This is a genomic window from Acinetobacter sp. CY05, assembly GCF_059515805.1.
Genome location: NZ_JCAKMW010000001.1, coordinates 189,724 through 214,950, shown reverse-complemented (window position 1 = coordinate 214,950; position 25,227 = coordinate 189,724). Strand labels below are relative to the sequence as shown.

26 protein-coding genes are annotated in these 25,227 nt (G+C 42.6%); 16 read left to right on the top strand and 10 right to left on the bottom strand.

Going from position 1 to position 25,227, the window contains the following annotated elements; translation table 11 throughout:
* Positions 1-22 precede the first annotated feature (22 nt).
* Together AC5YCD_RS01115 and AC5YCD_RS01110 are read right to left on the bottom strand one after the other, a co-directional pair.
* Positions 23-1,306 (bottom strand): MFS transporter, encoded by a 1,284-nt coding sequence (locus AC5YCD_RS01115; RefSeq protein ID WP_496128279.1) that lies wholly within the window; start codon positions 1,304-1,306, stop codon positions 23-25.
* 43 nt (positions 1,307-1,349) lie between these two features.
* Positions 1,350-2,129, bottom strand: a complete 780-nt coding sequence (locus AC5YCD_RS01110) for an IclR family transcriptional regulator (RefSeq protein ID WP_496128530.1) — start codon at positions 2,127-2,129, stop codon at positions 1,350-1,352.
* Between the two features lie 389 nt (positions 2,130-2,518).
* On the opposite strand from AC5YCD_RS01110, the gene fahA reads away from it, so the two are divergent.
* The 6 genes from fahA to AC5YCD_RS01080 all read left to right on the top strand — a co-directional run bounded on the left by fahA (position 2,519) and on the right by AC5YCD_RS01080 (position 6,926).
* Positions 2,519-3,826: a fumarylacetoacetase gene (gene fahA / locus AC5YCD_RS01105; protein ID WP_496128278.1), complete on the top strand. Its 1,308-nt coding sequence runs from the start codon at positions 2,519-2,521 to the stop codon at positions 3,824-3,826.
* Positions 3,813-4,451, top strand: a complete 639-nt coding sequence (gene maiA / locus AC5YCD_RS01100) for a maleylacetoacetate isomerase (protein ID WP_496128277.1) — start codon at positions 3,813-3,815, stop codon at positions 4,449-4,451. The genes fahA and maiA overlap by 14 nt, the downstream gene beginning before the upstream one ends.
* A 22-nt stretch (positions 4,452-4,473) precedes the next feature.
* Positions 4,474-5,049 carry a VOC family protein gene (locus tag AC5YCD_RS01095; protein ID WP_496128276.1) on the top strand — a complete coding sequence of 192 codons (576 nt, stop codon included), beginning with the start codon at positions 4,474-4,476 and terminating at the stop codon, positions 5,047-5,049.
* Between the two features lie 3 nt (positions 5,050-5,052).
* On the top strand, positions 5,053-5,754 hold the full coding sequence (locus tag AC5YCD_RS01090; RefSeq protein WP_496128275.1) for a CoA transferase subunit A: 702 nt from the start codon (positions 5,053-5,055) through the stop codon (positions 5,752-5,754).
* A gap of 3 nt (positions 5,755-5,757) precedes the next feature.
* Positions 5,758-6,405 (top strand): CoA transferase subunit B, encoded by a 648-nt coding sequence (locus AC5YCD_RS01085; protein WP_496128274.1) that lies wholly within the window; start codon positions 5,758-5,760, stop codon positions 6,403-6,405.
* Between the two features lie 131 nt (positions 6,406-6,536).
* Complete coding sequence (locus AC5YCD_RS01080; protein ID WP_496128273.1) at positions 6,537-6,926, top strand: carboxymuconolactone decarboxylase family protein; 390 nt, start codon at positions 6,537-6,539, stop codon at positions 6,924-6,926.
* Between the two features lie 54 nt (positions 6,927-6,980).
* Here AC5YCD_RS01080 and carO read toward each other — a convergent pair whose 3' ends face one another.
* Complete coding sequence (gene carO, locus AC5YCD_RS01075) at positions 6,981-7,700, bottom strand: ornithine uptake porin CarO (protein ID WP_496128272.1); 720 nt, start codon at positions 7,698-7,700, stop codon at positions 6,981-6,983.
* A gap of 305 nt (positions 7,701-8,005) precedes the next feature.
* Between carO and dapD the strand changes: the two genes are divergently transcribed.
* From dapD to AC5YCD_RS01050, 5 genes are all read left to right on the top strand, one after another.
* Positions 8,006-8,827 carry a 2,3,4,5-tetrahydropyridine-2,6-dicarboxylate N-succinyltransferase gene (gene dapD, locus AC5YCD_RS01070; protein ID WP_496128271.1) on the top strand — a complete coding sequence of 274 codons (822 nt, stop codon included), beginning with the start codon at positions 8,006-8,008 and terminating at the stop codon, positions 8,825-8,827.
* Between the two features lie 108 nt (positions 8,828-8,935).
* A complete protein-coding gene (gene queE, locus AC5YCD_RS01065; RefSeq protein WP_496128270.1) occupies positions 8,936-9,646 on the top strand; it encodes a 7-carboxy-7-deazaguanine synthase QueE in 711 nt (236 codons plus the stop codon).
* Between the two features lie 25 nt (positions 9,647-9,671).
* The gene (gene queC, locus AC5YCD_RS01060) at positions 9,672-10,340 is read left to right on the top strand and encodes a 7-cyano-7-deazaguanine synthase QueC (protein WP_496128529.1); all 669 of its coding nucleotides are present in this window, start codon (positions 9,672-9,674) and stop codon (positions 10,338-10,340) included.
* Positions 10,341-10,356: 16 nt separating this feature from the next.
* The gene (locus tag AC5YCD_RS01055; protein WP_496128269.1) at positions 10,357-10,758 is read left to right on the top strand and encodes a hypothetical protein; all 402 of its coding nucleotides are present in this window, start codon (positions 10,357-10,359) and stop codon (positions 10,756-10,758) included.
* A 113-nt stretch (positions 10,759-10,871) separates the two neighbouring features.
* Positions 10,872-11,324, top strand: a complete 453-nt coding sequence (locus AC5YCD_RS01050) for a peroxiredoxin (RefSeq protein WP_496128268.1) — start codon at positions 10,872-10,874, stop codon at positions 11,322-11,324.
* Between the two features lie 34 nt (positions 11,325-11,358).
* On the opposite strand, the gene AC5YCD_RS01045 is transcribed toward AC5YCD_RS01050, so the two are convergent.
* Positions 11,359-11,958: a LysE/ArgO family amino acid transporter gene (locus AC5YCD_RS01045; RefSeq protein ID WP_496128267.1), complete on the bottom strand. Its 600-nt coding sequence runs from the start codon at positions 11,956-11,958 to the stop codon at positions 11,359-11,361.
* 104 nt (positions 11,959-12,062) lie between these two features.
* Between AC5YCD_RS01045 and AC5YCD_RS01040 the strand changes: the two genes are divergently transcribed.
* The gene (locus tag AC5YCD_RS01040; protein WP_496128266.1) at positions 12,063-12,959 is read left to right on the top strand and encodes an ArgP/LysG family DNA-binding transcriptional regulator; all 897 of its coding nucleotides are present in this window, start codon (positions 12,063-12,065) and stop codon (positions 12,957-12,959) included.
* 27 nt (positions 12,960-12,986) lie between these two features.
* On the opposite strand, the gene AC5YCD_RS01035 is transcribed toward AC5YCD_RS01040, so the two are convergent.
* Both AC5YCD_RS01035 and AC5YCD_RS01030 read right to left on the bottom strand, forming a co-directional pair.
* Positions 12,987-14,495, bottom strand: coding sequence for an amidohydrolase family protein (locus tag AC5YCD_RS01035; RefSeq protein ID WP_496128265.1), 1,509 nt, complete (start codon positions 14,493-14,495; stop codon positions 12,987-12,989).
* A 200-nt stretch (positions 14,496-14,695) separates the two neighbouring features.
* Positions 14,696-15,265 (bottom strand): nicotinate-nicotinamide nucleotide adenylyltransferase, encoded by a 570-nt coding sequence (locus AC5YCD_RS01030; protein ID WP_496128264.1) that lies wholly within the window; start codon positions 15,263-15,265, stop codon positions 14,696-14,698.
* A gap of 100 nt (positions 15,266-15,365) precedes the next feature.
* Between AC5YCD_RS01030 and AC5YCD_RS01025 the strand changes: the two genes are divergently transcribed.
* Together AC5YCD_RS01025 and AC5YCD_RS01020 are read left to right on the top strand one after the other, a co-directional pair.
* Positions 15,366-16,166: an enoyl-CoA hydratase-related protein gene (locus AC5YCD_RS01025; protein WP_496128263.1), complete on the top strand. Its 801-nt coding sequence runs from the start codon at positions 15,366-15,368 to the stop codon at positions 16,164-16,166.
* 18 nt (positions 16,167-16,184) lie between these two features.
* The gene (locus tag AC5YCD_RS01020; RefSeq protein WP_496128262.1) at positions 16,185-16,940 is read left to right on the top strand and encodes a nitroreductase family protein; all 756 of its coding nucleotides are present in this window, start codon (positions 16,185-16,187) and stop codon (positions 16,938-16,940) included.
* 8 nt (positions 16,941-16,948) lie between these two features.
* Here the strand turns inward: AC5YCD_RS01020 and AC5YCD_RS01015 are convergent, their stop codons facing one another.
* From AC5YCD_RS01015 to AC5YCD_RS01000, 4 genes are all read right to left on the bottom strand, one after another.
* Positions 16,949-17,269 carry an NGG1p interacting factor NIF3 gene (locus AC5YCD_RS01015; protein WP_496128261.1) on the bottom strand — a complete coding sequence of 107 codons (321 nt, stop codon included), beginning with the start codon at positions 17,267-17,269 and terminating at the stop codon, positions 16,949-16,951.
* A 160-nt stretch (positions 17,270-17,429) separates the two neighbouring features.
* Positions 17,430-17,549, bottom strand: a complete 120-nt coding sequence (locus AC5YCD_RS01010) for a KGW motif small protein (protein WP_496128260.1) — start codon at positions 17,547-17,549, stop codon at positions 17,430-17,432.
* Positions 17,550-17,910: 361 nt separating this feature from the next.
* Complete coding sequence (purL, locus tag AC5YCD_RS01005) at positions 17,911-21,744, bottom strand: phosphoribosylformylglycinamidine synthase (protein ID WP_496128259.1); 3,834 nt, start codon at positions 21,742-21,744, stop codon at positions 17,911-17,913.
* A 321-nt stretch (positions 21,745-22,065) separates the two neighbouring features.
* Positions 22,066-23,055: a M28 family metallopeptidase gene (locus tag AC5YCD_RS01000; RefSeq protein WP_496128258.1), complete on the bottom strand. Its 990-nt coding sequence runs from the start codon at positions 23,053-23,055 to the stop codon at positions 22,066-22,068.
* A gap of 157 nt (positions 23,056-23,212) precedes the next feature.
* Between AC5YCD_RS01000 and AC5YCD_RS00995 the strand changes: the two genes are divergently transcribed.
* Both AC5YCD_RS00995 and ruvA read left to right on the top strand, forming a co-directional pair.
* Positions 23,213-24,553 (top strand): deoxyguanosinetriphosphate triphosphohydrolase, encoded by a 1,341-nt coding sequence (locus tag AC5YCD_RS00995; protein WP_496128257.1) that lies wholly within the window; start codon positions 23,213-23,215, stop codon positions 24,551-24,553.
* A 70-nt stretch (positions 24,554-24,623) separates the two neighbouring features.
* The gene (gene ruvA / locus AC5YCD_RS00990; protein ID WP_496128256.1) at positions 24,624-25,226 is read left to right on the top strand and encodes a Holliday junction branch migration protein RuvA; all 603 of its coding nucleotides are present in this window, start codon (positions 24,624-24,626) and stop codon (positions 25,224-25,226) included.
* Position 25,227: the final 1 nt, after the last annotated feature.

Below are 25,227 nucleotides of genomic sequence, written 5' to 3'. Positions count from 1 at the left end.
TGAACTCCTTGTCCTGCCGTTTTTAAGATTTTGATAAAGAAGAATATAGATCAGGCTGAGCAATACAACGGTATGCTTGACTGCCGCGTAATCCATATACATAAAAAGCAAATAATAAAATGGTGAGTACGGTACAGATCATCCACACCATACTAAATGAACCCGTTGCTGTAGCGAGCATTGAAATTGCAGGTACCCCACTGGCAATCCCTAAGGTCTGGAAGCGTAAGCAAATGCCATACACTTCGCCATAATGCTCAGGGCCGTAAGTTTTAGAGGCAATCACCGCAGGCGTCACTGTACCTACACAGTTGCCCATCCCCCAGAACAACACACCCACCAGACCGAGTACCCACATCTCACTTGAAGTGGTGAAAATAAAGGGAATACAGGTCATTAAGATACATGCCACCACAATCGCGGTTGAAAATACCGAACCAAATTTGTCATACAACCAGCCCAGTAAGACTTTCGCGAAGATCATCACCCCTAAGGTAATGACCAATAAAGTCGCTGCTTGTTGCATGCCAAAGGTGTTTTGCAGATAAACGGGTAATTGCAACACAATACCGCCACCGACAAAGCCGACTAAAAATTGTGCCGCCAACATTGACCAAAAAAATGCTTTCTTTTTGAGTTCTTTGGCGGGTAAATGCACCAAAGCTAAATTGGATTGTGTGCTGCTTTGCTGACTCACCTGATCAGCACCAAGCGCTTTTAGTCCCATTTGCTCAGGTGACTCTTTAATCAAGAGTAAAATGAGAATGCTGCCGACCACAAACATCATCAACGCCACGCTCTGATAGGCAAAACCTGTGCTGTAATGTTCGATGCAGTAACTGATATATTTACTTAAGCCCATCCCAAAGAAGGCACTACCAGATAAAGCCAAACTCATGGCTAAACCTTTTTTCTCCACAAACCAACGATTGACTAAAATATTGGGTGGAATAAAGGTTAAACCTGTTGAGAAGAAGCCAAACAGCGCTGCAACCACATACAGGCTCACCACGTTAGTCGCTAAAGAAAACGCTGCATAGCTTAAGCAAAAGCCAGTTAAGAAAAACAAGAGCGCTTTTTTGGTATGTTGCTGTAATAGCTTGCCAATTTTAGGTGAAAACAACATCACCGTAATGTTAATAATGGTCGAGCACAAGGCAAATTGTGTCGCGCTAATCCCCACTTGTTGAGTAAAAGCATTCAGATAAATATTAAATGTGGTGATGGTCAGCGCAATCGCTGAACCTGAAATCACCATCAATGCCAGTACAATCCACCAGCCGTAGAAAAATTTGGAATTTCTCATCGTGCTTTCCCTGAGTCTAAAGCACAAGGTCAAGCACGCATACTTAACCTTGTGTGATTTGAGCAGTTAAGGCTTTTGCAGTTCCTTGCAAGGCCTGTACCCGCTCGTGGCTAAAATCAATTGGCAGATGTTGTTCGCTACCGAGTGCCGCAATACAAAATTCAATTTCGCCATGAATATTGAAAATCGGCACGCAGATGGCATTCACGCCTGCCAGCATATCGCCTGAAACTGTGGCTGCACCCACTTGGAGAATGCCCTGTTTCATCTGTTCAAATTCGGCCCAGTTCCCCGGATAAACCGCAATTCCCTGCGCCTGTTTGTGTTGCCATTCTTGCTCTAGCAGCGGTCGAATCATGGCTTCGGGCATAAAAGCCGCAAAAGTACGTCCCGTTGCGGAATTCAACATCGGCATGACTGAACCAACACGGGTAATCACAGATACCGGCTGATTGGGTTCAATCCATTGCACAACTAATGGGCCTTGTGAGCTCCATTTACTAATTTGCAAGCCGCAATTAATGTGGCGATGCAACGCGTAAATCTGTGCTTGTGCCGCTTGAATGGTATCGGTGCGTTGAATACAACCGAGTCCTAAACGCCATGCTTGATCACCCAAGGCATAACGTCCATCCAATAACTGCTTGGCATATTGCATCCGTACTAGGCTCACCATATAGCGGTGCACTTTGGCGGGATGCATGGCAAGTTTTTCTGCCAGTTCTTTGAGCATCATGGGACTGCTGTGTGCAATTAAAGCATCTAACACAGTTAAGCCCACTTCTAGTGACTGCACTCCAGCTTGGGTTTTCTCTTCAGACATCGATCTTGTAACTCTCATTGCAATAGCGAGCATTCTACGCGAAGCCGCTCAATTGCAAAGCCACAACATCAGCTCAATTGCCTGTTTAATTGCCAGCTTGGCCGTGTCCTTATGCTCTAGAACTTTAGTTTAATTACGAAATACGTAACTAAATTATGTATTGCGTAATCTGTGAAAATGAGTATGATGAGATTAATAGTAAAAATCAAGGGTTGTTAGACGTTAGGCGTATAAGATCAAAAATATGAATTTAAATTATTGTTTTTAATTAATTTAATTTTTTGAAAATGATTTTATAGTGCCAAAAACAACCTTTTTTGAAGTTTTTTTCAGATGCCGCTTTGCAATACCGCACGGATTGCGATGCTTCGAGACAAAGGATATCAGCCATGACAGCTCAACTTCGCGCATTTATTGATGTAGCCCAAGATTCAGATTTTCCGATCCAAAACTTGCCTTATGGCGTATTTAGTCAAAGCCCTTCAGGCGAGCGCCACTGTGCCACGGCCCTTGGTGATTGGGTGATTGATTTAAGCGTGTTAGAAAATGCAGGTCTTTTGACCTTGACTGGTGGGCCTTATTTTCATCAAGCCACTTTAAATGCGTTTATTGAATCAGGTCGTGCCAACTGGACAGCATTACGTCAGCAACTGCAAGCCTTGCTGAGCGCAGAGAACGCAACTTTACGTGACAATCAAGCCCTGCGTGATCAAGCCTTTTTTAAACAAGATGCTGTGACTATGCACTTGCCTGTACATATTGGTGGTTACACTGATTTCTATTCATCCAAAGAACATGCCACCAATGTTGGCTGCATGTTCCGTGATCCTAAAAATGCCTTACTGCCAAACTGGTCAGAATTACCTGTCGGTTATAACGGTCGTGCCAGTTCTGTGGTGGTCAGCGGTACAGATGTGCGTCGTCCATCGGGTCAAATTAAATTACCTAACAATGACCGCCCTGTATTTTCGGCATGTCGTAAGCTCGACTTTGAACTCGAAACGGGCTTTATTGTGGGTAAAAGCAATGCGCTTGGCGAACCTGTTGCCATTGAAAATGCATGGGATCACATCTTTGGTATGGTGCTATTTAATGACTGGTCAGCGCGTGATATTCAACAATGGGAATATGTACCGCTAGGCCCATTTAATGCAAAAACTTTTGCTTCTTCAATTTCACCGTGGATTGTGACTTTAGACGCGCTTGAGCCATTTAAAACCAACAGCCCAGAACAAACGCCTGCACCACTGGCTTACTTACGCGAAGACTTAAGCGCCAACAGCTATGACATCAACTTATCTGTTGAATTGCAGCCTGAAAATGCTGCCAATGCAGATGTGATTTGCCAGACCAACTTTAAATATATGTATTGGTCAATGGCACAGCAATTAACCCACCACACCGTTGCTGGCTGTAATTTACAAGTAGGCGATTTAATGGGCTCAGGGACTATTTCAGGCCCTACACCAGACTCTTACGGTTCACTTTTAGAACTCACTTGGAACACAACCAAACCATTAACGCTTTCAAATGGCGAACAACGTAGCTTCTTAGCCGATGGCGATACCTTAATTATGAAAGGCTACTGCCAAAAAGACGGTCTACGCATTGGCTTTGGTGAAGTGAGCGGAAAAGTGCTGCCTGCTGTTGAGTTTAACTTTGCCCAAACTGAGGAAGATGCGCGTGAAGCTGTATAGTTATTTTCGCAGTTCAGCCGCTTATCGCGTACGCATCGGTTTAAACCTAAAAGGTTTAAATGCCGATGTGGTGCCGGTGCACTTGGTCAAAGATGATGGGCAGCAACATGCGCCTGCTTATCAAGCCATTAATCCCAATGCCTTAGTGCCTGCGCTAGATGATGACGGTTTTATTCTGACGCAATCCTTAAGTATTTTGGAATACTTAGATGAAGTGCATCCTGAAACTGCACTGCTGCCACAAGAGCCTAAACAACGTGCTTTGATTCGTGCGTTTAGTCAAAGCATTGCGTGCGATATTCATCCGATCAATAACTTACGTGTATTGCAATATTTATCCAATGAATTGCAGATCAGCGATGAGCAAAAATCGGCATGGTATCGCCATTGGGTTGAGCTGGGTTTAAAAGGTTTAGAAGCTCAGCTCCAAGACTCAAACGGCAAATTCTGCTTTGGCGAGCACGCCACTTTGGCAGATTGCTGCTTGATTCCACAAATCTACAATGCGCTACGCTTTAACATTGATGTCAGCGTATACCCAAAAATTCATGCCATTTATCAGCACTGCTTAAGCTTGGCGCCATTTCAACATGCAGCGCCTGAAAACCAAGCAGATGCGACATAAACAATAAATAAGGATATTGACCATGACCATTCAAATTGAAAAAATTCATCATGTGGCTTACCGCTGTAAAGATGCCAAAGAAACCGTGGAATGGTACAAAAAAAATCTGAATATGGATTTTATTTTAGCCTTTGCAGAAGACCATGTGCCATCGACTAAAGCCTTTGACCCGTATATGCATTTATTTTTAGATGCAGGCAATGGTAACGTTTTAGCGTTTTTTGAGCTGCCAACCCAACCAGAAATGGGCCGTGACGAAAACACGCCAAAATGGGTGCAACATATTGCGCTTAAAGTCAAAGATCGTGATGCTTTAGTGGCTGCTAAAGCACATCTTGAAGAAAATGGTATTGATGTTTTAGGCATTACCAACCACGGTATTTTCCATTCAATTTATTTCTTTGATCCAAATGGTCACCGCCTAGAATTGGCCTATGACGATCCAACTGCAGCTGCAAAAATCGCCATGATTACTGAAGAAATGAAATACGAAATGCTGGAAGAGTGGAGCAAAACCAAACGTGCACCACATCATACTCATTTCTTACATGCTTCTGAATTAGATAACAATTCGGCTTCAGCCAAGGTGGATGCATAAGTCATGAATAAATTGGTTGCCAGTGCCGATGTGGCGCTACAAGATATCGTGGCCGACAACCAAACCCTCGCTGTGGGTGGTTTTGGTTTATGTGGTATTCCTGAAGCGTTAATTGAAGCGCTTAAAAATACCGGTGTTACGGGTTTAACTTGTATTTCAAATAATGCCGGTGTGGATGATTTTGGTTTAGGTAAATTATTACAAACCAAACAAATCAAAAAAATGATTTCATCTTATGTGGGTGAAAACAAAGAATTTGAACGTCAATATTTAAATGGTGAACTTGAAGTTGAACTGACCCCACAAGGGACTTTGGCAGAAAAATTACGTGCCGGCGGTGCAGGTATTCCAGCCTTTTACACCCAAACAGGCGTGGGTACTTTAATTGCAGAAGGCAAAGAAGTACGTGAATTTGCTGGCAAAGACTATATTTTAGAGCCGTCTTTAACCGCTGATGTGGCTTTAGTCAAAGCCTATAAAGCCGACAAAGCGGGTAATTTAGTGTTTCGTAAAACCGCGCGTAACTTTAACCCAGAATGTGCTATGGCGGGTAAATTTACCATTGCCGAAGTTGAACATGTGGTTGAAATTGGCGAGATTGATCCAGACGACATCCATTTACCGGGTATTTACGTCAATCGTATTGTATTAAATGCAACACCTGAAAAACGTATCGAACAAATGACGTTAAAGGCGGAGGCTTAAAACATGGCTTGGACACGTAATCAAATGGCGGCGCGTGCTGCCCTTGAACTTGAAGACGGCTTCTATGTCAATTTAGGCATTGGCTTACCGACTCTCGTTGCCAACTACTTACCCGAAGGCATTAACGTCTGGTTACAATCTGAAAATGGTTTATTGGGGATTGATGAATTTCCTACCCAAGACACCGTCGATGCCGATTTAATTAATGCTGGTAAACAAACCGTGACCGCACGCAAAGGTGCAGCATTTTTCTCAAGCTCAGAATCTTTTGCTATGATCCGTGGTGGCCATGTCAATATTGCGATTTTAGGCGCTATGGAAGTGTCACAAACTGGCGATCTTGCTAATTGGATGATTCCGGGCAAAAAAGTCAAAGGTATGGGCGGTGCCATGGACTTGGTCGCAGGGGTACAAAAAGTTGTGGTCCTGATGGAACACTGTGCCAAAGACGGCAGCCCGAAAATTGTGCCGCAATGTGCCCTACCATTAACTGGCAAAGGCGTGGTACAGCGTATTATCACTGATCTTGGTGTCATGGACATCACAGCAGATGGTGTTGAACTGATTGAACTGGCGGAAGGTGTGTCGCTTGAACAGATTCAAGCAGCCACAGGCGTACCTTTAAATACCCAAAACCTAAAAGCCGCTTAATCTCGCCAAGCAGAACATCAAGCAGCGATAAGCTGCTTGATGTTTATCTACGACTTTTGCAGTGTAGTCGACCTCTATCACGCGGTTTACACTGACAATGCTGAAATAACAATCAAAACATCGAGGGATTTATGTCACAACAAGACTATGACAATGGCTTAAAAGTGCGTACCGAAGTCATGGGTGCCAGCTTTGTCAAACGTGCGCAAGACAATACTGTGCCATTTACCCAACCTTTACAAGATTGGATTAATGAACATGCTTGGGGTTCAACTTGGCAACGTGAAGGCGTGCTACCACGTAAATATCGCTCACTCATTACCATTGCTTTTTTAACCGCGCAAAAAAGCCCAGCAGAACTCAAAGGTCATGTTCGTGGTGCTTTAAATAACGGTGCAACCGTAGAAGAAATCCAAGAGGTATTACTGCATAGCTTGCCCTATTGCGGCGCACCTGCAACACAAGAAGCATTTCGTGCTGCTTTAGAAGTGATTCATGAATACCAAACCAATCAAGCTTAAAATGATATAGACATAAAAAAACGAGCCGTAGCTCGTTTTTTTAGCATATATAGATTAGAAGCGGAAGCTTAAACCTAGCTTAGCCACTGGTAACCATTCGTATTCATCATCATTTTGTAATTTGCTACGTTGATTGGCTAGCGCTTCAGCCGCTGTTGTGGTGCCATTGACATCTAAAGCACCCGCATTACCTGTGTTATACAGTGTTACTTCAGGATTGCCTGTGTAGTAAGCACCGATTTCACCAAATACGCCCCAACGATTGTTGATTGCTGGTGAGAAACCAATACCTGCATACGGTGCAATATCATTACCGTATTTCAGTTTACCTACAACATTACCAACGTCAGCGCCAAAGGTTTTACCATCTAACTTGATTTCACCATCACTACCTGGACGGCCTTTTAAATCATATTTAGAATCGATGTAACCTACACCCGCTGCCATATAAAACCAGTTTGACCACGGACGGATTTGCGCATTTAAATAAGCAACGTTGTTGTCCATATCGGCATCATACTTGGTTCCGTCTACAGAAATATCATCTGACCAAGAAATGTCACCACCGTTATAACCAAGTACTACATCAACTTTTGGGTTTGCAGTCCAAACTAATGCACCACCGTAACCTGTTGTACCCACTTCAGCACGTACGCCTGATGGAATTAACTGATTACCGTTGAATTGGTAGCCATCGCGTACAACCGATGAGTCTGCCATTACAGAACCTGCGGTCGCTAAAGCGGCTGCTGCAACAAGCATACGTAATTTCATATTTTTCTCCTCAGAACGAGTTTTTTGTGATCGTCTATTGTTATGCAGCACATGATATGCTGTTTTTTGCGTAAAATTCACCCAAAAAATGATTATTTTTTGTTATCTTTTGATACAAATAGCATTAATTCTTGATAAATAAAATTTTTATTACGCTTGATACACGATTAGTTTATGTTTTTTAAGCTAAGCATCGAACTTAACTTGCAATCTTGAGCATTTTTTGCATCTTAGCTCATTTTTCGTCTGCTTTTAGCAAAATATAGTGTAAAATCTTGAAAAATTTTTTTCTGGAAGAAAAGATCATGTCGCAGCTTTCAACAATTATTGAACAGGCTTTTGAAGACCGTGCTAACTTCAGCGCAGCCGATTGCCCAGCTGAAGTACGTGCAGCAGTTGAAGAAGCAATTGCTGGTTTAGACAACGGGACATTACGTGTTGCAGAAAAGATTGATGGTGAATGGGTAGTTCATCAATGGTTGAAAAAAGCGGTATTGTTATCTTTTAAGCTGAACGACAACAAGCCAATTGAATCATGTGATTTGCAATTCTATGATAAAGTAGATACCAAATTCACAGGTTGGACTGAAGCGCAATTTAAAGCCGCTGGTGTACGTGTTGTACCACCTGCTGTTGCACGTCGTGGTTCATTCCAAGCCAAAGGCGTAATTTTAATGCCTTCTTATGTCAATATTGGTGCGTATGTAGATGAAGGCACCATGGTGGACACTTGGGCTACTGTCGGTTCATGTGCACAAATTGGTAAAAATGTACATTTATCAGGTGGTGTAGGGATTGGTGGTGTATTAGAACCCCTACAAGCAAACCCAACCATTATTGAAGACAACTGCTTCATTGGTGCACGTTCTGAAATTGTTGAAGGCGTGATTGTTGAAGAAGGTTCTGTGATTTCCATGGGCGTGTTTATTGGTCAATCGACTAAAATTTACGACCGCGCAACAGGCGAAATTCACTACGGCCGTGTACCAGCAGGTTCTGTTGTTGTTGCAGGTAGCCTACCATCTAAATGCGGTACGTATAGCTTATATGCTGCGATTATCGTGAAAAAAGTAGATGCGAAAACACGTGCTAAAACCAGCCTAAATGAGTTATTACGTGACGACTAACTAGTCGTCGCTCTCTACGGAACATGCGTTCCTTGTCTCTACGACCAGCGCTGGTCGTAGGGATTTTTATTTTTATACTTTGTTATTTATCTCTCGGTTAATTTTGTTATGAATACGCTTCGATCTTCCGCTATCCCTGTTTCTGATCCGTCTGCGGGTTTACGCATTACGGAGATCTTTTATTCATTACAAGGTGAAGCCAATAGCGCCGGCTTACCCACGGTGTTTATCCGTTTAACTGGCTGTCCGCTACGTTGTAGCTACTGCGATACTACCTATTCCTTTGAAGGTGGTGAGCGCCAATCATTAGAACAGATTATTCAAACCACACTCGATTTTGGGACCCCGCATGTTTGCGTAACCGGTGGTGAACCTCTAGCACAGCCCAATGCCCTGCCTTTAATGCAGCGTTTAAGTGATTTAGGTTGTCAGGTCTCTTTAGAGACCAGTGGTGCTTTAGATGTATCTAAGGTCGATGCACGTGTTTCAAAAGTATTAGATTTAAAAACTCCAACTTCAGGTGAAGTTGCACGAAATTTGCTAAATAATTTGGATCATTTAACACCGCACGATCAAATTAAATTTGTGATTTGTAATCGTGAAGACTATGTGTGGTCAAAACAGCAACTTGAACACTATCAATTGGCAGATAAAGTCAGTACCGTCTGGTTCTCACCTGCCTTTGCAGTCGAAAAAGGCGCAGTACATATGCCACAATTGGCACGTGATCTTGCGCAGTGGATTTTAGATGACCGTCTCCCAGTTCGTTTCCAGCTGCAACTACATAAATTGCTTTGGAATGACGAAACCGGTCGTTAATTAACTCAATTTTTGGAGAATGAATATGCGCCCTCGTGCCATTGTGTTGTTATCTGGCGGCCTTGACTCAACCACTTGTTTAGCTTGGGCACAGGCGCGTTATGAGTGTATCGCGTTAAGTTTTATGTATGGTCAGCGCTCCACCACAGAGCTCGATGCTGCTCAAGCCATGACCCAAGCCGCGGGTGTTGAACACCGCGTGATTAATATTGACTTAGGTAATTTAGGCGGCTCAGCGTTAACAGATCATACAATTGACGTGCCAGATCATGAAGAACAAGGCATTCCAATTACTTATGTCCCTGCGCGTAATACCATCTTTTTATCTTATGCTTTAGCTGCAGCTGAAGTCTTTGGTGCAGAAGCGATTGTGATTGGCATTAATGCGGTTGATTATTCAGGTTATCCAGATTGCCGTCCTGAGTTTATCGAAGCCTTTGCCAATATGGCACGTCTTGCCACCAAAGTTGGGGTCGAAGGCAAACCGCTTAAATTTGAAACACCTTTGTTACATTTATCCAAAGCAAATATTATTCGCTTAGGCTTAGAACATGGCGTAGACTACAGTCAAACGGTATCTTGCTATCAAGCAGATGACCAAGGACGTGCTTGTGGTACATGCGACAGTTGTCGTCTTCGTAAACAAGGTTTTGAAGATGCAGGTGTGGCTGACCCGACACGTTATATACCGTAATAATAGGGTAAAGGTTATGAATATTTTAAAATCAAACATTCTCTCTGGCGCTGTATTGGCAGCAGTTGCAGCTTTTGCAACTGGTGCACAGGCGCAAGATAAATTACAACAAGCATATAAAAGTACTAATGTTAAAACTGCTTTAGTGAATGTTTGTAAGGAAGAAACTAAAAAAGGCAATAAGCTTACTGCAGCTGAAGTGAGCAAGTACTGTACCTGTGCAGTCAATGCCGATGGTAAGTTAACCAATGATCAAAAATGGCAAATCCAAAGTGCTATTAATCAAAAGAAAAGTCCATCAACCCTTGCCTTTGTACAAAAACAAAATCAAGAGTTAAAAACTTGCTTTGGTCCACAATTGGTCAACAAACTGCAAAAGTTGACTGAACAAGCGCAAGCTTCTCAGAAAAAATCTTAATTTTTTCTGCCTAAAAAGCCTACTGTGATGTAGGCTTTTTTTATGCCTTGATTACTCAACTTGCTACAATTCAGTCTATTTGATGATGATCGAATTATTTTTTGGATGCTATGATGACCACTTTACTCAATCAAAATTTCCCAACTACACACGGCGAAGTGAATTTAAGCCAAGTCCATTCCCCTTGGCTGATTGTATATTTTTACCCTAAAGATTCAACTCCGGGATGTACTGTGCAAGCGGTGAGCTTTTCTGGTCTTAAAGATCAATTTGAAGCCTTAGGTGCCACTATTTTTGGTGTATCGCGTGACTCTGTTAAAGCCCATCAAAACTTCAGCGCTAAACAAGAGTTAACCATTGATTTAATTAGCGATAAAGAAGAGGTGTTATGTAAACACTTTGATGTAATTAAAGAAAAAAATATGTATGGTAAGCAAGTCATGGGCATTGAACGCTCAAGCTTTATTTTCCATAACGGCACTTTGGTTAAAGAATATCGTAAAGTCAAAGCCGCAGGCCACGCTGAACAAGTATTGGAAGAGCTTAAAGCGCTACAAAGCGCATAAGCGGTTATTCAAAGGCACTCTGTAGAGTGCCTTTTTATTGCAACAATGAATAGGCAATTGACCACATAATCAGTGCGATGCTGCCATCCAATATTTGCCAAGCACGTGGACGAGTAAAGATGGGATATAATAATCTTGCTCCATAGCCTAGCGCAAAGAAAAATACTCCTGAAGCAAGCATGGCCCCTAACGCAAAATAGTGCTCAGTACCCACATACTGACTGGAAATGGCGCCAAGCAGCACCACTGTGTCTAAATACACATGCGGATTAAGCCAAGTCAGTGCTAAACAAATGATCAGCAGTTGTTTTAAACTTGGTGGCTGCTCGCTAGCTAAAGTTAAGCTTTGCCCACCTCGAATGGCACTGTAGGCGTGCCGCGCGCCATACAGAATTAAAAATAACGCGCCAATGTACTTGGCCCATAACAACATATTGGGATTGAAGAGCATCCAGTGTGAAAAGCCAAATACCCCAACTGCAATCAGCAGCGCATCTGACAAGGTACAGCATAAGCAAATGGCAAAGATATAGTGTTGTTTTAAACCTTGCTTGAGTACAAAGGCATTTTGCGCCCCAATGGCTACAATTAGACTTAGCCCCATGACAAAACCACTAGCAAAACTGCTTAGCATGACATCACTCTTTCCTTAAAATCAGGAAATTATGCCAAGGACTAGATTAAATTGATTAAAATTAAGAAAATATTAGTGATCTTGAGTTTTTTTTAAGGATAGTCATGCTCTCCTCCAAAGCATGTGAAGCATTTTTAGCCGTGGCAGAACTGGGCAGTTTTGACGCAGCTGCACTACATTTACATTTAAGCGCCTCAGCTGTCACTTTAAGGGTGCAAAGTCTTGAAAAACAGCTTGGACAAGTGTTGTTGTTACGAGAGCGTCCATGCCGTGTGACCCAAGCCGGACAACAACTGATGCAGCACTTACAACAGCAACGATTAAGGGAACACCAGCTATTACAGCAGTTAAATGGTCAGGCGCATGCATCTGGATTTCAAGAATTTTGGATTGCCAGCAATGCTGACTCGCTTGCCACGTGGTTATTGCCCTTATTACAGCCTCATCTGTTAGAACACGCTATTATTTTAAAATTACATTTAGATGATCAAAGCCAAACTCACCAGTTGCTCGAACAGGGCTTAGTCAGTGCCTGTATCTCGAGTGAAAATCAGGTGATGTCCGGCTGTGTCGCGGCCTATTTGGGAGAAATGCAGTATAAAATGGTGGCCAGCCCTGATTTTGCTCGGCGTTATTTTCAGCATCCCTGCAACCGTGAACATCTCAAACACATTCCTGCGGTTATTTTTGATGACAAAGATCTACTTCATCAAGAGGTAATATTGCGCCTGTTTGGTTTGCAACAACATCAATATCCACATTTTTTTATTCCATCTTCAACTGCTTTTGTACAAGCCATCGAGTTAGGTTTAGGTTTTGGTTTAGTGCCGCAATATCAAATTGCAGATGCTTTAACGACAGGTCAACTGATTGAAATCTTACCCCAAGCGCAAACAGCTATACCGCTGTATTGGCACCATTGGCAACAACAACCCACTTTACTCAAGCTATTAACTGAAACCCTCGTGACACATGCCCAATATGTATTAAATGGAAAGTAAAAAGCCCAACCCTGTTGGGCTTGGGGTTTAAGCCACTTGAACGTGCTGTAGCTTATGCTCCACTTGTGTCCCTTTAAAGAATTCAGGATTATTGGCAGTATAAAATCGATATGGATTATCAAACACCATAGCCTTAAAGTCTTGTGGGCTAATTGCACCTTCTAACACCAAATCATAGGCTTCTGCTAAAGGCTCGGTCAGCTCAGGCACATCCCAATGGCCCGAATCTGAAGAATACAGCGCATTGACTTTAATCCCAAATGGATTGCCCTTAGGATTCAATGCAGCAACAATCGTACGGTCATCTGCTTCGTTACCAAAATAGAAGTTAGGCACCCAGCGATCATGAATATCTTGCAGTTTCTCAATTTTTGCTAAAGCAAAATCATTAATATCTGCTGGCTTTTGCTCACGGAAACGTAAGGCTGAGGCTACGCCAAACACACTATCAAGCAACTGTTGGTCGCTATATTCACGCCCTTGGAATAAGTCTTGACCATATTGACGATACAATTTGACAATTAAATCTGCATCCACATGGGCTGGGTTATATTGTTGTACATTTTGATTACCGCGTTTTTCAAAGCGGTCAACCAGATGCGTCAGGACATTGGCTCCCCATGCCGCACCTGCTTCCAGTAAAGCAATCCGCAGTTGAGGGAAACGTTCGGTTACCCCACCAAAGAACAATGCTTTCGCCAGAGCTTCTGAGGCATCAGCAAAGTGGTTAATGTGATTAAACATGTAATTACTTGGTGAATTACGTGCCACCCAACTTTGACTCCCCGAATGCGTTGATAAGTTAATCCCCAGCTCAATACTCTTTTGCCAAAAGGGGTCATAATGATGTGCACTATCAATACCAAAGAAATCTAACCAATATGCATAACGTGCCAATTCTGGGTCATTTGGATATTTGTCAGCAATCGCTTGCACTGGACGACGTACCGCACCTGGAATAAGGGCAGTTTTTAAGCCCAAGGTATTCACTGCATACTCAAGCTCTTCAATCCCCTCCTCTGGGGTATGTAAAGGAATTGCTGCCACAGGGGTTAAACGGTCTGCATATGGTCGATAGATATCAGCATGATAGTGATTGATCGCACGCGTTAAACTACGGCGTAACTCTTCATTACTGGAGTTAATCGGAAACAAGGAAATATTGGGATATAGCACTGCATAGTCAGTGCCAAGCTCTTCTAAACGCTCATTCAGTAAGGCAGGGAGTGACACTGTGGCCAAGTCATAGCTATTTTTCGCAGGCAAGGCCCAAAAAGGTGGACGAAATAGACGCTGATCCAGACGTTGCTGTGGTGTGGCTTTATACCACTCTGCTGCTAAGGCATTGAGTCCATTCTGATGTAAGTGCTCACGAAAGCTATCAACCACCTGAGCACCACCGTATTGAGCAATATAATCTTCTAATAATGGACTAAATTCATTGGTATGGATATCGGTATCAATCACAGGATGATCGAGTCCTGCTTTCACTTGGGCTGAGCGTGAGGTTTTGCCTAGATTTTGTAAAACAGTCATGGAGAATACTCATTATTATAAAGTCTCCTCATGAGTTCAAAATATGTGCCAACCTATTTTTAACATAAATTACAATATCTTATGCTTTTTAATCACCTTGGCGTGTTTAAATTACAGCACAGGAGCGTCGAGTTTTATAAAAATTGAGCTTTTTGCAGCAGTCCATTTATCTCATTAAACTGCTGCTTTTATGCTAACAGCTATAGGCTGCTTTGATCGTGCTGCTGATATTTGGCTTGTAGCTGTGAATAGATATCTGAGTGTTGAAATTGTTGTAAAAACTCAATGGTGCCTTGTGGCAAAAATTCAGTTTGAATTTCACCACGATAATAGGCTTCACGTAATGGCGTAGCCGAAATTGAGCCGACTAAACTATCAAGTTCTAGCATTTCCCACTCAGGAAACAGCTGTAAATAATAAGAAGATTCATCTTTAAAATGACCAATTAAACCGACTTTATCGCTTGCTTGGGTCACTGCTGCCACCAAGTCTTTGACCAGTTTGACCCACTTCACATCATTATAAACATCAATCACATGCACAAATTGAATTCGGGCTTGGTCTGCTTGAGAAAAATTCGACAAAATCATCTGTTCACGTTCTTGAGCTAAAAACGGATTTTTAAGATTACGTTCGTCTTGTGCTGAGCCTAAGGCTAAAATTACCCCTTGGCTGTGTTGTAAGGCAATTTCAATGGTTTGCAAATGTGCCAGATGAAAAGGTTGAAAGCGGCCAATAAACACCAAATGGTCAAACGCGTATGCTGTCATATCTTCACTTTGATGGAGCAAGTTATTGTATCGCGCCTAAAAATATGCGACATAATGACTTGTAAATCCATTTAATAAAATCTAAAGCAAGGATAGTACGATGACATTAAGCTGTATTCAACACGCACAACAACATTTACAGGCAAATTTACAAGATGGGATTTTAACCCTTGCCATAGATCGCAGTGAAGCTAAAAATGCCCTCTATGGCGACTTATATCTTAGTATTGCCCAAGCTTTAGATGAGGCGGATCAGAGCCCTTTAGTGCGTGTGGTGATTTTACGCGGGGTAGATGCAGACTTTACCGCCGGCAACGACATGAAAGATTTTTTAAAGTTTACTCAAACACCATTAACGGTTAAAGCCGGCTTTACTCCACCTTTTGTACTATTAAAAGCCGCTGCACGCTTTTCTAAACCTTTAATTTGTGCGGTACGCGGGGTTGCGATTGGCATTGGCGTGACCATTTTATTACATGCTGATTTAGTCTATGCGGACTCAAGCGCCTTGTTCCAAATTCCGTTTGTCAGCCTAGGGTTATCTCCTGAAGGGGCTTCAAGCAAATTATTGGTTCAGCAAGCCGGTTACCATAAAGCAGCTGAATATTTGCTCACAGCCAACAAATTTGATAGTCAAGTTGCCTTGCAAATGCAGTTAATTAACGGCATCTATGACAATGTCTACGAGCATGCTTATCATCAAGCACAACATCTAGCCAAGCTACCGCTAGCATCACTAAAACAAACCAAAGCCTTAATGAAACATAATCTAAAAGAGATTATTGAATGTATTGATCATGAAGCAGAAATCTTTATGAAACGTGTAGCCTCACCTGAGATGGCTGAGGCCGTTGCTGCCTTTATGCAAAAACGTCAACCCGATTTTAGCCAATTTAACTAACCTAAGATTGTAAAACTTATGTCAAATTCACCTGAAAAAAAACGTTATTTTGAAGCAGCACCCACTGATATTGATGTTGCGAATTTCCGTAAAGTAGTGGAAAGTCGTCGTTCAGTACGTAAATTTACCGACACCCCAATTCCAGCGGAAGTTTTGGATGCTTGTTTAGATTTAGCCTTACTTGCACCCAATTCTTCTAATTTACAGCCGTGGACTTTTTATGTGGTACAAAACCCTGCCAAGAAAAAGCAATTGGTCAAAGCCTGTCTCAGTCAATTAGCAGCAAAAACCGCCTCAGAATTAATTGTTTGTGTAGCGCGTACCGACCGTATTGACGAAATGGCCAAACGTAATTTAAGCGAATTTCCATTCCCTGAAGCCCCTAAAGCCGTGCAGAAGTATTACAAATTTATTCCTTATAATTATAAGACAGGCGTTTTAAATAGCTTAGGTCATGCACGTAAAATTGCCTTTGGTGTGGCCCGTAAATTTGATAAACAACTGCCAGTTTCTGCCTTTAATCCAAGTGATGCCAAACTCTGGGCCAGCAAAACCACGGCACTTGCCTGTGAAAACTTGGTACTCGCGCTACGTGCCTATGGTTTTGACAGTTGTATGATGGAAGGTTTTGATGAACCTTTAGTACGTAAAATTCTCAATTTAAATAGCCAGCAATACCCAGTTATGGTGATTGGTGCAGGTGAACGTGCAGCTGATGGGGTATTTTTCCCACAGTACCGTTTTGACCGTGAACTGTTTATTCAAAAAGTCTAAGCCATCACTTATAGCGCGTCTACATCTAGAATTTGCACAAATTCAAAAGCAGGTTCTTCATAAGGATGCGCCTGTTGCAAAGCCTGGGCCACGGCACGGGCTTTTATCTTAGGCACAATGGTTTCTACCCGCCATTCGGGCACTTGTTCTAATGTATCGAGTTCACCAATAAAGGGATTCGCGCCTTTTACGGGTTTAAATTGTCCTGTACCTAAGACTTGCCAAGCACAATGTTCATAGTTACCTATCCCACCCGCGCCTGCATTAAAAATTGCTGTTTTGGTACTTTCTAAATGGCTTTCAGGAACGTAATAAATGAGTTTTAGCATGAGAATATTCTTAGTTGAGTAGAATAATTACAATCATATTAACCAATAATAGCTATGTCTAATAATCCTATTTCAGCTAGGTAGATATGACCTCTTAATTCAGCTTAATCTCTAAATAAAAATAAAAAACCACCTTACGGTGGCTTTTTAAACCTCTATTTTAATGCATAAAATATGCAATACACATAAAGGAAATCTGTAGAAATAACACCAAATAAAAAAGTTTCCAGCCTTTTTGACGCAGGCTTACTTTATCTAATAATGCTAGCGTTTTTGCCATGTCATCACCTCATACCTGAGAATTACTACTGTACTTGAATTGTTGTTTTCCCCGTAAAACACGCACATGCCAGCACGGCGTTTCTTTTACTATAGAAGCAAAATCCAAACCAAGTCCAGTGGGAGAAATAAAAGTTTACTATGCAAATACCGCACAACAAAAAACCACCCGTAGGTGGTCAAGTGCTTTTATTCTACACAGTTTTTAAGTTTTTTCCAATTGGTTCATTTATTCAACTTAATGGCATCAGCAAGCTTGGGTTTATTTTATAATAAAAAAATCAATTGATCTTTACGGCAAAAGGCTATTTTAAAACCATAAAAAAAGCCCCTCAACTGAGGGGCTTTTTTTATGGTTTTAATTAACCAATAAATTTACGTGCGTTACGGAACATACGTAACCATGCACCATCTTGATCCCAATCTTCTGGTTTCCAAGAATGTTGTAGCGCACGGAAGTTACGCTCTGGATGCGGCATCATAATCGTTGCACGACCATCCATAGACGTTACACCCGAAATTGCTTCTGGTGAACCGTTCGGGTTCATTGGGTAGTGCTGCGTTGGTTGACCATGGCTATCCACATAACGTAATAACACTTGGTTACCTGCATTTAATGCAGCAAAGTTTTCATCAGATGCAACCGCACGACCTTCACCATGCGCAACCGCGATTGGTAAAATCGAACCTTCCATGCCTTCTAACAATACAGAATTTGATTTTTCTACACGGACGTTAACCGCACGCGCTTCAAACATCTCAGACGTATTGCGGTGGAAACGTGGCCAGTTGTCTGCACCCGGAATGAGCGGCGCAAGTTGTGACAACATTTGGCAACCGTTACAAATACCTAAAGAGAAGGTTTCATTACGGTTAAAGAATTTCTCAAATTGATCACGCAATTTCGGATTAAATAATACCGATTTTGCCCAACCACCGCCTGCGCCTAATACGTCACCATACGAGAAGCCACCACATGCCACTAAGCCTTCAAATTCATCAAGACTAATGCGACCTGCAAGTAAATCACTCATGTGTACGTCAACGGTATTAAAGCCGACTTTATCAAATGCTGCTGCCATTTCCACATGACCGTTTACGCCTTGTTCACGTAAAATCATCATGTTTGGACGACGTAGGTTGATATATGGCGCTTCAATTTGTTCGTTTAAGTCAAATGTAGGCTGTGCGATTAAACCTTTGTGGTTTTTATCGGTGATTAAGGCAAATTCTTGATCCGCAGTTTCTACGTTGTCACGTAAACGTTGGATTTGGTGCGACACTTCAGTCCAAGCCACTTGTAAGTCAGAACGCTCAAACACTAAACCATTAACAGTTAATTGGTCTGTGTTGTTCACAGTACCCACAACTGTAATCGCATCTTTTAAGCTTGATGCAGCAACTTCTGCTTGTAATGCATCCCAATCTGCTTTGGCAATTTGCAGTACAGCACCAATTTCTTCAGCGAAAAGACTTGCAACTGTTTGCTCTTCTAATGCTACACCTAGACGTGACGCGAACATCATTTCTGCAACAGTGGCCAACAAACCACCATCACCTAAGTCATGGTAAGCTTTAATGAAGCCACGTTGGTTCCAATCTTGTACTAAAGCAAAGAAGGCTTTGAAATCTTCAAAGTTATCGACATCTGGTGTAACAGAACCAATGGCTTTATACACTTGCGCTAAGATTGAACCGCCTAAACGGAATTGACCTTTAGACAAGTCAATACGTACCAGTACAGACTCAAGGTTTTTCAACTCAGGCGTTAAGGTTTTGCGTACATCGGTTACAGGTGCAAATGCAGTAATCACGCCTGACATTGGCGAAGTCACAGATTTATCAACGCCTTCATCATTCCAAGTGGTACGCATAGACAATGAGTCTTTACCTACAGGAATCGCGATACCCAGCGCAGGACACATTTCCATACCGATAGCTTTTACGCCTTCAAATAAAGCTTGGTCTTCGCCCGGTTGACCTGCCGCTGCCATCCAGTTGGCTGATAATTTAATGTCGCTGATTTTAGCAATCTTGGCAGACATAATGTTCGAAATTGATTCAGCCACTGATAAACGTGCAGAAGCGGCTGGATTTAACAATGCTACAGGTGGACGTTCACCCATAGCCATTGCTTCACCAGTAAAGCCTTGTAAGCTGGTTGTGGTTACCGCAGCATCCGCTACAGGCACTTGCCAAGGACCTACAAATTGATCACGCGCCACCATACCGGTAATCGAACGGTCACCAATGGTGATTAAGAATGATTTTGATGCAACGGTTGGGTTCTTCAACACGCGGTAAATTGCATCGGTAAGATCAGTCACTTTCGACGCATCAAAGTCATCGCCTTGACGTTCAATCGACTCGTATGAACGGCTCATGCGTGGTGTGCCGCCCAGCATCACTTGCATTGGCATATCCACAGCTTTGTTTTCAAACAGTGGATCTTCAACGGTTAAGTGACGTGCTTCAGTCGCTTCACCTAAGACCGCAAACGGACAACGTTCACGCGCACAGATTGATTCAAATAAGGCTAAAGAACTTGGACGGATGGCCAATACATAACGCTCTTGCGCTTCGTTTGACCAAATTTCCATTGGCGACATGCCCGGCTCTAAAGACGGAATCTTACGTAGGTTTAGAATTGCACCTAATTCGTGATCGTTCACTAACTCTGGCATCGCGTTTGAAATACCGCCCGCGCCTACATCGTGTACCGATACGATTGGGTTGCTGTCTTCCATGCGCCAGCAAGTATCAATCACTTCTTGGCAACGACGTTCCATTTCTGGGTTTTCACGTTGTACCGAAGCAAAGTCTAAGCTCTCACCCATGGTACCGCTGTCTACAGAAGACGCTGCACCACCGCCTAAACCAATTAGCATAGCTGGGCCACCAAGGACGATCAGTAAGTCACCCGGTACAATTGGGTCTTTTTCGACGTGATCGGCACGGATATTGCCGTAACCACCGGCAATCATGATTGGTTTATGGAAGCCTTTCACATCGCCATTGACGTTTTGTTCAAAGGTACGGAAATAACCATTTAAGGCTGGACGACCAAATTCGTTGTTAAACGCTGCACCACCTAAAGGCCCATCAATCATAATTTGAAGTGGTGATGCCATACGTGATGGCTTACCGTAGTTTTCTTCCCATGGCTGTTCAAAGCCCGGAATATTTAAGTTAGATACAGTAAAGCCTGTTAAACCTGCTTTTGGTTTACCACCACGACCTGTTGCACCTTCATCACGAATTTCACCGCCTGAACCAGTTGCTGCACCCGCAAATGGCGCAATCGCAGTAGGATGGTTATGCGTCTCTACCTTCATTAAGATATGCGCAGCTTGGTTTTTGTATTTATAAACGTGGTGACCGTTTTCTTCTTGAGTTGGATAGAAACGTTGTGTGTCAAAACCCACAATCACAGAGGCGTTATCTTTATACGCAGATAGTACGTCTGTTGGTGATTCTTTATAGGTATTTTTAATCATTTGGAACAATGACAATGGCTGTACTTCGCCATCAATGGTCCATTCAGAACCAAAGATTTTATGACGGCAGTGCTCTGAGTTCGCTTGGGCAAACATCATCAGCTCGATGTCATTTGGGTTACGGCCCATTTGAATAAATGCGTCCGTTAAGTAGTCAATTTCTTCCATTGACAAAGCAAAACCAAACTCATTATTGGCTTTCACCAAAGCATTTTTACCTTGACCCAAAATATCAATTGAGTTTAAAGGTTTTGGTGCAGTTTCAGTAAATAATGCTGCCACATCTTCTAGCGCGTTAAATACGCTTTCTGTCATACGGTCATGCAGCACGTGTAGTGCTTCTTTAGACAGCTCTTTTACGCCCTTTAGGGTAAATAAAACGCCGCGTTCAAGACGGTGAACCGGCGTATTACAGTTGGCGAAAATATCGGTCGCTTTTGATGACCACGGCGAAATGGTGCCGACACGTGGAGTCACAAGAATTTGAACTTCATCGCTTGCAGCTTGACGTAAAGTAAAGGCCTGGCCGTCGTTTAAAAGCTGTAAAGCGGATTGCTGTTGTTGCTCGCCGAGCGCTTGGTCAAAGAGGTAGACCCATTGGCTTTCAATTGATTCAACAGAACTAATTGACGATAAACGTGATAATAGTTGAGTTTTCTTAAAAGAAGAGTGTGCAGGTGCACCGGCAACGATAAACATGCTAATTTTGGCTCCACGGGCAGGTCGAAAACCATGCCACAATGTGAATTGAGAGAGGGTCACATTCTACTGTGAATTCGCGGAATCAGCTAGATTAAAAGCACAAAATTAGCGTAAGTTTTTCTAAGAATTCTTTATTTTTCATACAAAAAAATTGAATGTAGTCGCACAGATTATCATAAAAAAACCTGCTGCCAAGTGTTCTTTTTAAAATATTTGCGACAAAATATAAATGCTTAAAAATACAGCAACTTAAAATAGCACATGCACTGATGCGCTGTGCTTAAAATAGCAGCATCCTCATCAAGATCAGCTGATGAATTATTGTTCTAGGGCAGTAATGAGCTGTAAAACGGCATCACGCGCAATCTTTAATGACTGTTCATCAATCTGCGCTAAACTGTCACAGGCTTGGTCATCGCACGGCGCAAATTCCAAAATACCCTCTTGCAGATGTTGATTAAAGAACATCAGTGAGGCTACAGGCACTTTCCCCATAAAGGCTGTATGGTCGCTGCCCCTCACTGTGGCAATCTCTTTACGCATGGCAATATTTTGGCTTTCTAAATATTGGCTTAAAAGCTGTTGCAATTTTGCATCCCCTGAATGTGTGGGAATAGTGTTTAAAGTTGCGACTACTGACGCATCCTCTTGTCGCGCTGAGCCTTGCTGTTTAAGTGTGCTTTTTAACTCATTTATAAAAGCCGTATCGGCATCTATTGGTAAAGCAGTTGGATGTTTGCTGCCTACCCTGTCTACATTGATATAAGCACGAATCCCGTTCAGCTGTTGCGCTGTCAATTGATCCACAAAATGCTTCGATCCCGCATTATCTACTTCCTCAGAATCCCAAAAGGCAAAATATAGACTCACGGGCGGCTGGTGCTGCTGTTTAGCATAATATTCCATCACTGACATGACTACCGCAACGCCGGAAGCATTATCATTGATTCCCGGCCCCATCGTCACCGAATCATAATGCGCACCTACAATGATGGCTTGGTCTTTATTCTGACCCACAAGCTCAACGATGATATTTTGCCCGATCTTATGGTCAGTATTCACAAAGATCATACCTTGTGGATTAAGTCCCAAAGCCTTGGCATACTGACGAATATACATACCTGACCATCTTCCCCCTTCACTGCCCACAGCACGATTATTTTGATGTTGTTGCGCAATCTGTTGAAATTTTTCTAAGTGCTGCCACATGTCGCTCTGCTGCGTTAGTGTCAATATTTGAGGCGGCAAACTGCTACATGCGGTTAAGCTCAAGGCACTTAAAAGTACCGTTAGATATGCTATTTTCATGCGTGATCTCTTTATCATTATTTTTTCAGCATAGCCTTGTGTTGATCAAAGCATAATTACATTATGTAATAAGACAAGTTATGTCGCGTTATACTAGGCTTAAGGCGCTTTTTTTGGCATGATGAGACTGATCAAAAACCTATAAGATCGAGATGGCATGACACAAATGCGTTGGTTACAGTTACTTTCCACAGTACGGATGGGCAGCAAGACCCAAAGTTCCGAACAAGCCCGTAGCCCATTTCATAAAGATTACGATCGGATTATTTTTTCGCAAAGCTTCCGTCAACTCAATCGTAAAACGCAAGTGCATCCCATGGCACAGCATGATGGTATTCATACGCGTCTAACCCATTCCTTAGAAGTGTCTTGTATTGGGCGCTCTTTGGGCATGCTCACCGCAGAAAAAATTAAAGACCAACTACCGCCTTGGATTAGTGCTGCTGATTTAGGCGCCATTATTCAAGCCGCTTGTTTAGCGCATGATATAGGCAACCCCCCCTTTGGCCATGCCGGTGAATATGCCATTCGCGAATGGTTTGACGATGCCACACATGGTGACTTTTTAACTGCGCTTTCCCCGGCCGAACAAGCCGATGTACGCCAGTTTGAAGGCAATGCGCAAGGCTTACGACTCCTCACCAAAATTGATGATCATCCGCATGATGGTGGTATGCGCTTAACCTATGCCACTTTAGGTGCCTATTTAAAATATCCGTGGCTGTCTAAAACCATTGAAGAACAAGGCAATATTAGCGCCAGTCAGCGGGCCAAATTTGGTTGCTACCAAGCCGAAAAACAGATTTTGCAACAGATTGCGGAGCAATTGGGTTTAATCCAATTGGGTGAGTATCATTATTGTCGCCACCCCCTAACCTATTTACTCGAAGCCGCTGACGATATTTGTTATGCCTTAATTGATTTAGAAGATGGCATTGTGTTGAACATGCTGTCCTATGAGCAAGTCGAACCGATTTTCCTAAATTTATTGGGCGATTATCCACGGCCGCAAGAATTGGCCATGCCGTTGAGTACATGGCAACAAAAAATTGCCGCGCTCCGTGGTCGTGTCATGAAACGCTTAGTCGAAGAAGTGTCCAATGCCTTTGCTCGCCATCACAATCAAATTCTAATGGGTCAATTACAAGGTTCATTATTGCAATACTGTGCCAGCGACATTGCTCCCGGCATTCAAGCGGCTAAAAATTTAGCGCGTGATCATATTTTTGAACATCCACAAAAAGCTGGCCTTGAAATTATTGCCCATCAAAGTTTGCAGAATATTTTAGATGCCTTTATCCCCTTAACCACGCCCAATAAAACCTTAAGTTTTAAAGAACAACGTTTAATGGCGATGTTACAGCGTTCGGGGGCACAGTTTAGCAACCACCATTACAGCAACATTATGCAAGTATTGGATATTATCTCGAAATTTTCTGATCATCAGGCCTATCAATTGGCGCAGCAACTGCAAGGCAATAAAGTTGGCTTAATTTAAGCAATATTTTGCCTTTTTAACTTAGCCTCTCTACTATGTGAGCCAGTAAAAATAGAGTGAATCAAAACAAATGATTGGATGTTTAATTGGTGAAGTGTTTGCCTTAGAAGCCCCAACTGTGGTGCTGAATGTCAATGGTGTGGGCTATGAAGTCGATACCTCGCTATCAACCTTTTGCCAACTGCAAAAAGGGCAAAACGTCACCCTATGGACGCATTTGGTGGTACGTGAGGATGCGCAGCAACTCTATGGCTTTTTAACTCAGCAAGATAAAACCATTTTCCGTACTTTACTTAAGGTCAATGGCGTGGGCCCTAAAATGGCGCTGGGCATTTTATCAACCTTAAGCGTAGAAATGCTGATTCACACCGTTGAACATGAAGATGTCAACACCTTGGTGAAAGTCCCGGGTGTGGGTAAAAAAACCGCAGAACGCTTAATGATTGAACTGCGTGATCGTTTTAAAGCTTTGGCGACTGCACCTAGCACCACCAATGCAACGACTACACAAATTCAGTTTGATTCGCATTCTGCGGTGGCAGAAGCTGAGGCTGCTTTACAGTCTTTGGGTTATAAACCTTTAGAGGCGCAAAAACTGATTAATGCAGTGAAGGCAGATTATACCGAAGCTAGCGATATTATCCGTGCTGCGCTGAAGTCCTTAAATAAATAAG

Bases quoted from the DNA above. Each gene is read 5' to 3' on its own strand.
- AC5YCD_RS01090 (WP_496128275.1), top strand. From the start codon at position 5,053: ATGAATAAATTGGTTGCCAGTGCCGATGTGGCGCTACAAGATATCGTG.
- AC5YCD_RS01030 (WP_496128264.1), bottom strand. From the start codon at position 15,265: ATGACAGCATACGCGTTTGACCATTTGGTGTTTATTGGCCGCTTTCAA.
- AC5YCD_RS01020 (WP_496128262.1), top strand. From the start codon at position 16,185: ATGTCAAATTCACCTGAAAAAAAACGTTATTTTGAAGCAGCACCCACT.
- ruvA (WP_496128256.1), top strand. From the start codon at position 24,624: ATGATTGGATGTTTAATTGGTGAAGTGTTTGCCTTAGAAGCCCCAACT.
- AC5YCD_RS01015 (WP_496128261.1), bottom strand. From the start codon at position 17,269: ATGCTAAAACTCATTTATTACGTTCCTGAAAGCCATTTAGAAAGTACC.
- AC5YCD_RS01085 (WP_496128274.1), top strand. From the start codon at position 5,758: ATGGCTTGGACACGTAATCAAATGGCGGCGCGTGCTGCCCTTGAACTT.
- AC5YCD_RS01110 (WP_496128530.1), bottom strand. From the start codon at position 2,129: ATGTCTGAAGAGAAAACCCAAGCTGGAGTGCAGTCACTAGAAGTGGGC.
- AC5YCD_RS01000 (WP_496128258.1), bottom strand. From the start codon at position 23,055: ATGAAAATAGCATATCTAACGGTACTTTTAAGTGCCTTGAGCTTAACC.
- fahA (WP_496128278.1), top strand. From the start codon at position 2,519: ATGACAGCTCAACTTCGCGCATTTATTGATGTAGCCCAAGATTCAGAT.
- AC5YCD_RS01040 (WP_496128266.1), top strand. From the start codon at position 12,063: ATGCTCTCCTCCAAAGCATGTGAAGCATTTTTAGCCGTGGCAGAACTG.
- dapD (WP_496128271.1), top strand. From the start codon at position 8,006: ATGTCGCAGCTTTCAACAATTATTGAACAGGCTTTTGAAGACCGTGCT.
- AC5YCD_RS01115 (WP_496128279.1), bottom strand. From the start codon at position 1,306: ATGAGAAATTCCAAATTTTTCTACGGCTGGTGGATTGTACTGGCATTG.
- AC5YCD_RS01045 (WP_496128267.1), bottom strand. From the start codon at position 11,958: ATGCTAAGCAGTTTTGCTAGTGGTTTTGTCATGGGGCTAAGTCTAATT.
- AC5YCD_RS01095 (WP_496128276.1), top strand. From the start codon at position 4,474: ATGACCATTCAAATTGAAAAAATTCATCATGTGGCTTACCGCTGTAAA.
- AC5YCD_RS01025 (WP_496128263.1), top strand. From the start codon at position 15,366: ATGACATTAAGCTGTATTCAACACGCACAACAACATTTACAGGCAAAT.
- queC (WP_496128529.1), top strand. From the start codon at position 9,672: ATGCGCCCTCGTGCCATTGTGTTGTTATCTGGCGGCCTTGACTCAACC.
- AC5YCD_RS00995 (WP_496128257.1), top strand. From the start codon at position 23,213: ATGACACAAATGCGTTGGTTACAGTTACTTTCCACAGTACGGATGGGC.
- AC5YCD_RS01010 (WP_496128260.1), bottom strand. From the start codon at position 17,549: ATGGCAAAAACGCTAGCATTATTAGATAAAGTAAGCCTGCGTCAAAAA.
- AC5YCD_RS01055 (WP_496128269.1), top strand. From the start codon at position 10,357: ATGAATATTTTAAAATCAAACATTCTCTCTGGCGCTGTATTGGCAGCA.
- AC5YCD_RS01050 (WP_496128268.1), top strand. From the start codon at position 10,872: ATGACCACTTTACTCAATCAAAATTTCCCAACTACACACGGCGAAGTG.
- purL (WP_496128259.1), bottom strand. From the start codon at position 21,744: ATGTTTATCGTTGCCGGTGCACCTGCACACTCTTCTTTTAAGAAAACT.
- AC5YCD_RS01080 (WP_496128273.1), top strand. From the start codon at position 6,537: ATGTCACAACAAGACTATGACAATGGCTTAAAAGTGCGTACCGAAGTC.
- queE (WP_496128270.1), top strand. From the start codon at position 8,936: ATGAATACGCTTCGATCTTCCGCTATCCCTGTTTCTGATCCGTCTGCG.
- carO (WP_496128272.1), bottom strand. From the start codon at position 7,700: ATGAAATTACGTATGCTTGTTGCAGCAGCCGCTTTAGCGACCGCAGGT.
- AC5YCD_RS01035 (WP_496128265.1), bottom strand. From the start codon at position 14,495: ATGACTGTTTTACAAAATCTAGGCAAAACCTCACGCTCAGCCCAAGTG.